Annotated in this window: 9 protein-coding genes and 1 rRNA gene (1 of these 10 only partly in view); 5 read left to right on the forward strand and 5 right to left on the reverse strand. The window is 37.3% G+C overall.

Annotation, left to right across the window (positions count from 1 at the left end; genetic code table 11):
- Nucleotides 1-118: 118 nt before the first annotated feature.
- Nucleotides 119-628, reverse strand: a complete 510-nt coding sequence (locus IGI65_RS05555; protein ID WP_071865495.1) for a phosphatidylglycerophosphatase A family protein — start codon at nucleotides 626-628, stop codon at nucleotides 119-121.
- Between the two features lie 89 nt (nucleotides 629-717).
- Between IGI65_RS05555 and IGI65_RS05560 the strand changes: the two genes are divergently transcribed.
- Nucleotides 718-954, forward strand: a complete 237-nt coding sequence (locus IGI65_RS05560) for a DUF1450 domain-containing protein (protein ID WP_071865494.1) — start codon at nucleotides 718-720, stop codon at nucleotides 952-954.
- Nucleotides 955-1,042: 88 nt separating this feature from the next.
- Here the strand turns inward: IGI65_RS05560 and IGI65_RS05565 are convergent, their stop codons facing one another.
- Nucleotides 1,043-2,014 (reverse strand): NAD(P)/FAD-dependent oxidoreductase, encoded by a 972-nt coding sequence (locus IGI65_RS05565; protein WP_438773507.1) that lies wholly within the window; start codon nucleotides 2,012-2,014, stop codon nucleotides 1,043-1,045.
- A gap of 113 nt (nucleotides 2,015-2,127) precedes the next feature.
- A complete protein-coding gene (locus tag IGI65_RS05570) occupies nucleotides 2,128-2,604 on the reverse strand; it encodes a GNAT family N-acetyltransferase (protein ID WP_438773508.1) in 477 nt (158 codons plus the stop codon).
- A gap of 134 nt (nucleotides 2,605-2,738) precedes the next feature.
- Here IGI65_RS05570 and IGI65_RS05575 point away from each other — a divergent pair, with 134 nt between their 5' ends.
- On the forward strand, nucleotides 2,739-3,329 hold the full coding sequence (locus IGI65_RS05575) for a peptidylprolyl isomerase (RefSeq protein WP_071865491.1): 591 nt from the start codon (nucleotides 2,739-2,741) through the stop codon (nucleotides 3,327-3,329).
- 65 nt (nucleotides 3,330-3,394) lie between these two features.
- Here the strand turns inward: IGI65_RS05575 and IGI65_RS05580 are convergent, their stop codons facing one another.
- Nucleotides 3,395-4,087, reverse strand: a complete 693-nt coding sequence (locus IGI65_RS05580; RefSeq protein WP_438773509.1) for a YczE/YyaS/YitT family protein — start codon at nucleotides 4,085-4,087, stop codon at nucleotides 3,395-3,397.
- A 146-nt stretch (nucleotides 4,088-4,233) separates the two neighbouring features.
- Entirely contained in the window at nucleotides 4,234-5,400 is a 1,167-nt protein-coding gene (locus tag IGI65_RS05585; protein ID WP_438773510.1) for a MalY/PatB family protein, read from the reverse strand.
- 79 nt (nucleotides 5,401-5,479) lie between these two features.
- On the opposite strand from IGI65_RS05585, the gene IGI65_RS05590 reads away from it, so the two are divergent.
- The 3 genes from IGI65_RS05590 to IGI65_RS05600 form a co-directional block, all read left to right on the forward strand.
- Nucleotides 5,480-5,860, forward strand: a complete 381-nt coding sequence (locus IGI65_RS05590; RefSeq protein WP_071865488.1) for a CvfD/Ygs/GSP13 family RNA-binding post-transcriptional regulator — start codon at nucleotides 5,480-5,482, stop codon at nucleotides 5,858-5,860.
- 62 nt (nucleotides 5,861-5,922) lie between these two features.
- A complete protein-coding gene (locus IGI65_RS05595) occupies nucleotides 5,923-6,285 on the forward strand; it encodes a hypothetical protein (RefSeq protein ID WP_071865487.1) in 363 nt (120 codons plus the stop codon).
- A 662-nt stretch (nucleotides 6,286-6,947) separates the two neighbouring features.
- Nucleotides 6,948-8,145, forward strand: a 16S ribosomal RNA gene (locus IGI65_RS05600); it runs 361 nt beyond the window's last position.

Below are 8,145 nucleotides of genomic sequence, written 5' to 3' on the forward strand. Positions count from 1 at the left end.
TTTTTAGATGCTAAGTTGAAATTTTACAAAAGTTGAACACAGCTTATTAAAATTCTCTCTTACAGTTGGGAATTTTTTGAGAGCCGATGGAACCTGGTCAACTTTCATTAAATTAGGGTTATTGGGTAATGTAGTGTGAATCACCAGGATTTTGATGGGCTAAACGACTAGCAGCAGAAGCGGCAATCGCACCGACAATATCATCGAGAAATGTATGGACATGTTTGCCATCGTGACTATTTAATTCTTTTAAAATCCCTGGTTTTACTTTATCGATATAACCGTAATTGGTAAAGCCAATTGAACCATAGACGTTGACAATTGAAAGTGCCAAGATTTCATCAATACCATAAAGCCCTTCGTCATCGGCGACAATTTCTTGCAAGGGGGCTAATAATTTACCTTCTTCGGCTAAGATATCTAACTGAATACCGGTGATAATGGCGTTGTGAACTTCTCTTTTAGTTAAGACACTATTGACACTTTCAACACATTTTTCTAAAGTGATGTCTTTAATGTAATCCTTTTGTAAAAACATAACCAATTCACCAATTTCATCTAATGTAACGCCACGACTTTTTAGTAACTCGCGGGCTTTTTCTTCTAGTGTTTTTGTTTCAATTACCATAAATATCACTCCAATTCTCTGGCTTAAGATTAATTCTTCTTTTATGGTATACTATCTACCAACTTGAAGCAAAGAAAAGGGAGGGTATCATGAAACCTTTAATTGAATTTTGTGAACAAAATTTAAGCCGGCAAGGAAATATACTATTAGAAGATGAAGAGTTAAAGGAAAAAGCTGATTTTTTAATTACCAGTTGTTTAAGTATGTGTGAGCTTTGTGGGCAAAAATTATTTGTAATGGTAGAAGGAGAAGTTATCATAGCAGATACGACAGCTGAACTATTAGAAAAAGTTAAAAGCGCCATTCGGGAATGGGATGAATTTTAAAAAAGTTCCAAAAGAAAATGCTACTTTGCTTTATATTTAAGCAAAAATAGCATAACTTTTGGCGCTTTTTGTTTTTCAATCTAGTTTTTTAAAAGAGGCTGGTACTATGAGCTGGTTGTGTGCGATTTTTAGGATCAATAAAATGCAAGGCGTTGTTAACGGCAGTAGGTGCTTCGCCAAATCCAGTTGCGATTAGTTTTACTTTGCCCTCGTAACCGGCAATATCGCCACAGGCATAAATTCCGGGAATTGAAGTGCTCATATCTGAATTAACTGTGATCGTTTGTCTGGTTCCAGCTAAATGCCACTCTTTAACATTTAAATTAGAGGTAAAGCCATAATTTACCAATAAGTGGTCAATAGAAAGTGCAATTTTTTCTTTTGTTTGCACCTGCTGTAAAGTGAGACCGCTGATAAAATCTTCACCTGTTACTTCGTTAATCACATACGGTGTCATGATGTTAACAGTAGACTGATAAAGTTTTTCAACGCTGTGTTCTAAAGCGCGAAACTTGTCCCGCCGATGAATCAGATAGACTTCTGAAGCAATAGGTTCTAACATTAAAGCCCAGTCAATGGCTGAATCGCCACCACCGGCTAATGCGACTTTTTTACCTGCATATTTCATTAAATCGTTGACGTAATAATCCACCCCCCGATTTTCAAAAGTTTCAGCACCAGAAACGGTTAATTTGCGGGGTTGAAACGAGCCATTTCCTAAAGCTAAAATTGCCGCTTTCGTATAATGAGTATCTTTATTGGTTGTAATCACAATCAGATCGTCTTGTTTTTCAATATGGCGCACTTCTTCACCTAAACAATACGTATGAGGAAAAGTTTGTAATTGCTTTTCTAAAACTTGAATTAAATCATTAGCTTTTATTTGAACATACCCAGGGATATCATAAATATTTTTTTCAGGATAAAGGGTTGATAGTTGACCACCTAACTGAGGTAAACTGTCGATAATTTTTGTTTTGGCGCTGCGCATGCCTGCGTAAAAGCCGGCAAACATACCTACCGGACCCGCACCAATAATGGTGATGTCATACACTTCCATCTTGTGTCCTCCTTAATTTTATGAAGCTGAAACTTTGCAATAGTTCTAAGTATAAGGCCAAAGAGTGGTTTTTTCTATCAAAACGTTTTAGCGTTTTAACTCGGAATATTTTCTTAAAGTTCTCTTAGTAAAAAACGGTCCATTGCATTATGAGGGCTTGGTGCTAATGGTTTTGCCAGTATTTTAAAATCATATTTTTGATAAAGTTTTAAAGCTGCCGTTAAGCGGTGGTGACTTTCTAAATAAACTGCGGTGTAACCAGCTTCTTTAGCGAAGTTTAAAGCGGTAATCATTAATTGGTGGCTATAACCTTTGCCTTTTGCGTCATCTTTTAAATACAGTTTTTGCAATTCACAAATGTTTTGGTCCATTAGAAATTCTGCGATACCAATTCCGCCGACTAGTTCATTATTTTCAATTCCGACAAAATAATTTCGTCGGGGTGATTTCCCATAATACAAGGAGAGGTGATCAAGTTCAGGATCATAAAAAGCTGTGCCAGGAATAGCTAAGTTGAAAAATTCAAGATTTGTGCGGATGATTTTAGCTAAAGGCGCATCATCTGTTTTTTTTATTGGACGAATATACATATCACCACCACCACTTAATTTAGTAAATTTCCCGTTAGTATAGCAAATCTTGCAAAATAAAATCAAGAATACGTGGCAAAATAAACGAAGTCTGCTATCATGAAATTAAGCTATTAATTGAAGGAGGAATTATTGTGAGTGAATTTCCACAACTAACATTAGAAAACCAAACAGGTCACAAAGCGTTAATTAAAACGAACCGTGGCAACATTTTAGTGCAACTATTTCCGGAGTTGGCACCAAAAACTGTTCAAAACTTTGAAGAATTAGCGAAAAAAGGCTATTACGATGGAGTTATTTTCCACCGTGTTATTCCTGATTTCATGATTCAAGGGGGCGACCCAACCGGTACTGGTATGGGAGGCGAAAGCTCTTTTGGTGGTACTTTTGAAGATGAATTTTCAAAAGAATTATTTAACGTGCGGGGAGCCTTATCGATGGCAAATGCCGGTCCGAATACTAACGGCAGTCAATTCTTTATCGTTAATAACCAAAACGTTCCTGGTAATATGTTAGGACAATTAGAAGGTGCTGGCTATCCTTCAGAAATCATTGAAGCATATAAACAAGGTGGCACACCATGGTTAGATTTCCGCCACACTGTCTTTGGCCATGTAGTTGAAGGTATGGATGTGGTAGATGAAATTGCCAATGTAAAAAGAGGGCCACAAGATAAACCTGTTCACGACGTAGTAATTGAAACAGTTGAAATTTTAGCTGATTAAAAAAAGACCTAAACGAGATCGATTTCTTAAAAAGAAATTATCATCTCGTTTAGGTCCTTTTTATTTTAAGGTGTTTTTACTTCATTCGTAATATCATCAGTGATTAATTCTGCATACTCAATCGTTTCTTCTATTTCATGATGCGTTGTTTTTACTTCAATCAAATGAATCAATCGTCCGACACATAAAAGTGCAGCTAAAGTACCAATTCCAATGCCGCTTGGGCGTCCAAGAAAAACCATCCCTACAAAAAAGGCAATTGTAATCATTGTTAGATCAAAATAAAATTTAACTTGGCCGAATCGCTTGCCTTTTTTTAAGGCGATGATTTCAACGAGACCTTCTGGGGGATTTAAAATCAGTTTGGAGTTTACCATTAAAAAAGATCCAACACTAGTTGCAATTATCGCGGCAACTAACAGAAATATTTTCCCAAAAAGAGTGGTCACCACAAAATTTTCTAGTCCTAATGTGACATTATAAAAATCAACTACCGCGCCAAAAAGAAAAGAAAAAGGCAGCTGTAGTAAAATTTTTAACGGCATACGTTTGACTAAAATAATTTCTACAACAGCTAATAAGCCAAAAATTAAACTTGTCGCATTGCCTAATGAGAAACCAGTAATTGTGGCAGTTGTAAATGGGACTGAAACCAGAGAACTTACACCTAATTGACAACTGGAAAAAAGTACCGTGCCCAGTGCTAAAATGAAAATTCCTGGCACGTATTGCATGAAACGTTTGACTAAATCAGGCATTCTTGTCCTCCATTTTTAATTAATTTTGATAGTTAAAAACAAAAAATGATATTTTCAATTGTTTTTCCTGATTTAGTGTAACAAATTTTCATAGAAAATGTAATGAAAAAAAGACTGCATCAAAAGATACAGTCAGATAATTACGATTATTTAAATGCTTGGGCGATTTGTTCTAAGCCTTGTTTTAAAGTATCTTTTGGACAGGCTATGTTTAGCCGCATATGTTGTTTACCATTAGGTCCAAATGTAAAGCCACCATTTAGCACCACTCCGGCTTCTTCAATCATCTTTTTATTGAGGGCAGTATCAGATAAATTGTAAGCAGAAAAATCTAACCAAAAAAGATAGGTTCCTTCTGGTCGCATAAATTTTACTTGAGGCAGATTTTTTTGGAGAAAAGAAATGGTAAATTCACTATTTTCATTTAAGTATTCTAACAATTCCGTTAACCACTGTTCACCACTTTCATAGGCTGCTTTGGTACCAATTAGGCCAAATGTGTTAATAGTATCTTGTTCACTTTTAGCTTGGATAGCTGTTAATGCAGCTTTCAATTGGGGGTTTTTAACAAAGATCATCGAGTTTTTAATTCCTGCTAAGTTGAAAGTTTTAGTTGCTGCCGTCAATATAATAGAAAAGTCTGCAAAAATTTTATCTACATTATGGAAAGTTTCATGTTGATAAGGTGCAAAAATTAAATCTTGGTGGATTTCATCACTGACCACTAAACAGTTATGTTTTTTACATAGATCACCTAGTTGTTTTAACTCAGTCTTTGTCCAAACACGGCCACCAGGGTTATGTGGGTTACAAAGAATAAAAAGCTTTACTTTTTCTGCTATGATTTGTTTTTCCATTGTAATAAAATCTATTTCAAAATGATCATCTACAACTTTAAGGGAATTACGTACCAGTTTTCTGTCATTTTCTTGCACCATTTTGGCAAAAGGAGGGTAGACGGGATCGTGAATCATGACACTGTCTTTAGGATTTGTAAAAGCTTGAATACTTATGGCGATACTTGGCACAACACCAGGTGAAAATAAGATTTCATCTTTTTTGATTTCGTACTGATGGCGTCTTTTTTGCCAATTGATAATTGCCGTATAAAGATCATCACCAAACATAGTATAGCCGTAAATACCTTGTTTTACATATTCCAATAACGCCTGTTGAACGGCACTAGGCGCAGCAAAGTCCATATCTGCTATCCAAAGTGGTAATAAATTTTCTTTTCCATAAGTTTGTGAAATGCTGTCCCATTTCACGCTATCGGTGTGATGGCGATCGTGGTGTTGATCAAAAATTGACATAAAAAGACCTCCTAAATTTCTAAACTTCTTTTTTATCTCTAGTTACAGTATAATGAATAATACAAGGAGTGGAAACCAAATGTCTTATAAAATCGGCGATATTCTAGAAGGTCAAATTACCGGCATTCAACCTTATGGTGCTTTTGTTTCTTTAGATGATAAAACGCAAGGACTAATTCATATTTCTGAAGTGCAATCTGGTTACACCAAAAATATTCACGACATTTTATCTGTCGGTGAAACTGTTAAAGTTCAAATTATCGATATTGATGAATATTCACAAAAAATTAGTTTATCTAAACGAACGTTAGAGAAAAACTATATTCCCAATCGCAATTATAAAAAACGCTATTTTACAAATAAAAATAAAAAAATAGGTTTTGCTTCGATAAAAAAGGCTTTACCAGAATGGATTGAAGAAGCGGTAGTATATTTACATTCTGAAAACCACGCGAAATAATTATGCACATTTTCTGAAAATGTGCTATCATAAATTATAGATAAAACAGCCGAGGTGGTATCGTGACTAATAAAAAAGTTGCTGGAACAGTAATGTTGCATTTACAAAATGGCTCAAAACGATTTTTAGTTCATGCTGTAGGAGATACAATGGAGTTAGCCTCTACCGATTTTTCAAACGAACGCACTGGTTTAGCTAACATTTTGAGTTTATTAAAAGATAGTGTCAAACTAGATGTGAAAAAAATCGATTTAGTGGAACTAACAAATGGTCAGATTGCAGAAGAAAATGTTCCTTTGTTTGTTTTTGAAACAAGTGAAGAGAAATTAGTTGGCGATTTACCGGAAGATTTTCGGTGGGAAGAGCCCCAAAAGTTTCGGGAAATCATTAGGCATTATGATATCGAAGGTGTACCTTATTTTTAAAAAAGCAAAAGGAGATTGTAGAAATCTCCTTTTTTTGTACCCTTAATTAAGATATTTTTCAAAAAAACGGTATGAAAAAATAATTTTACAAAAAATATTTAACGGATAAAATGAGTGCTGTTTGAAATTTAGTTCGCTATTTATCCTTACTAAGTGCTAACAAACAAAAAATAGTAAGACTGATATCAAAAAATGCGAATGAAAGGAAAATATAAAGAGAAGTGGCTAAAAAGACAAGCTATTTTTGTTAAACTTTTTGGTTGACCTGATCTTTTATTAGTGGTAAATTAATCAACGTTGACGAAGCAGTCACACTGTTGAAAACAGCTTGAAATATTCTTGAAAAAAGTTGTTGACAATTGTAACAATGATTGCTAAACTAACGAAGTTGCTTAATGAGTAGCACTTTTATGAAATATCATTTCAAAAAGTTTTTAAAACTTTTTGAAAAAAAACAGTTGACAAATAAAACGTCAGCTGATAAGATATAAGAGTTGCTGAAACATTTAAAAAAGCAGCGATGTAGACCTTTGAAAACTGAACAAAGCAAGCAAACGAACCAATGTGTAGGGCGCTTCTATTATAGAAGCAAACAACATGCAAGCAATAGCTAGCAAAGTTAATTTTATTGAGCTTAACAGTCTGATGACTGTTCAAACACTTTTTATGAGAGTTTGATCCTGGCTCAGGACGAACGCTGGCGGCGTGCCTAATACATGCAAGTCGAACGCTTCTTTTTCCACCGGAGCTTGCTCCACCGGAAAAAGAGGAGTGGCGAACGGGTGAGTAACACGTGGGTAACCTGCCCTCAAGCGGGGGATAACACTTGGAAACAGGTGCTAATACCGCATAACAATAGTAAACACATGTTTATTATTTGAAAGGCGCTTTTGCGTCACTTGAGGATGGACCCGCGGTGCATTAGCTAGTTGGTGAGGTAACGGCTCACCAAGGCCACGATGCATAGCCGACCTGAGAGGGTGATCGGCCACACTGGGACTGAGACACGGCCCAGACTCCTACGGGAGGCAGCAGTAGGGAATCTTCGGCAATGGACGAAAGTCTGACCGAGCAACGCCGCGTGAGTGAAGAAGGTTTTCGGATCGTAAAACTCTGTTGTTAGAGAAGAACAAGGATGAGAGTAAAAAGTTCATCCCTTGACGGTATCTAACCAGAAAGCCACGGCTAACTACGTGCCAGCAGCCGCGGTAATACGTAGGTGGCAAGCGTTGTCCGGATTTATTGGGCGTAAAGCGAGCGCAGGCGGTTTTTTAAGTCTGATGTGAAAGCCCCCGGCTCAACCGGGGAGGGTCATTGGAAACTGGGAGACTTGAGTGCAGAAGAGGAGAGTGGAATTCCATGTGTAGCGGTGAAATGCGTAGATATATGGAGGAACACCAGTGGCGAAGGCGGCTCTCTGGTCTGTAACTGACGCTGAGGCTCGAAAGCGTGGGGAGCAAACAGGATTAGATACCCTGGTAGTCCACGCCGTAAACGATGAGTGCTAAGTGTTGGAGGGTTTCCGCCCTTCAGTGCTGCAGCAAACGCATTAAGCACTCCGCCTGGGGAGTACGACCGCAAGGTTGAAACTCAAAGGAATTGACGGGGGCCCGCACAAGCGGTGGAGCATGTGGTTTAATTCGAAGCAACGCGAAGAACCTTACCAGGTCTTGACATCCTTTGACCACTCTAGAGATAGAGCTTCCCCTTCGGGGGCAAAGTGACAGGTGGTGCATGGTTGTCGTCAGCTCGTGTCGTGAGATGTTGGGTTAAGTCCCGCAACGAGCGCAACCCTTATTGTTAGTTGCCATCATTTAGTTGGGCACTCTAGCGAGACTGCCGGTGACAAACCGGAGGAAG

Origin of the sequence: Enterococcus sp. DIV0755b (genome assembly GCF_051713765.1) — a bacterium.
GTDB classification, from domain to species: domain Bacteria; phylum Bacillota; class Bacilli; order Lactobacillales; family Enterococcaceae; genus Enterococcus_C; species Enterococcus_C canintestini.

Excerpts from the sequence above, each read along its gene's own strand:
- IGI65_RS05555 (WP_071865495.1), bottom strand. The coding sequence starts at position 628 with ATGGTAATTGAAACAAAAACACTAGAAGAAAAAGCCCGCGAGTTACTA.
- IGI65_RS05560 (WP_071865494.1), top strand. The coding sequence starts at position 718 with ATGAAACCTTTAATTGAATTTTGTGAACAAAATTTAAGCCGGCAAGGA.
- IGI65_RS05565 (WP_438773507.1), bottom strand. The coding sequence starts at position 2,014 with ATGGAAGTGTATGACATCACCATTATTGGTGCGGGTCCGGTAGGTATG.
- IGI65_RS05570 (WP_438773508.1), bottom strand. The coding sequence starts at position 2,604 with ATGTATATTCGTCCAATAAAAAAAACAGATGATGCGCCTTTAGCTAAA.
- IGI65_RS05580 (WP_438773509.1), bottom strand. The coding sequence starts at position 4,087 with ATGCCTGATTTAGTCAAACGTTTCATGCAATACGTGCCAGGAATTTTC.
- IGI65_RS05585 (WP_438773510.1), bottom strand. The coding sequence starts at position 5,400 with ATGTCAATTTTTGATCAACACCACGATCGCCATCACACCGATAGCGTG.
- IGI65_RS05590 (WP_071865488.1), top strand. The coding sequence starts at position 5,480 with ATGTCTTATAAAATCGGCGATATTCTAGAAGGTCAAATTACCGGCATT.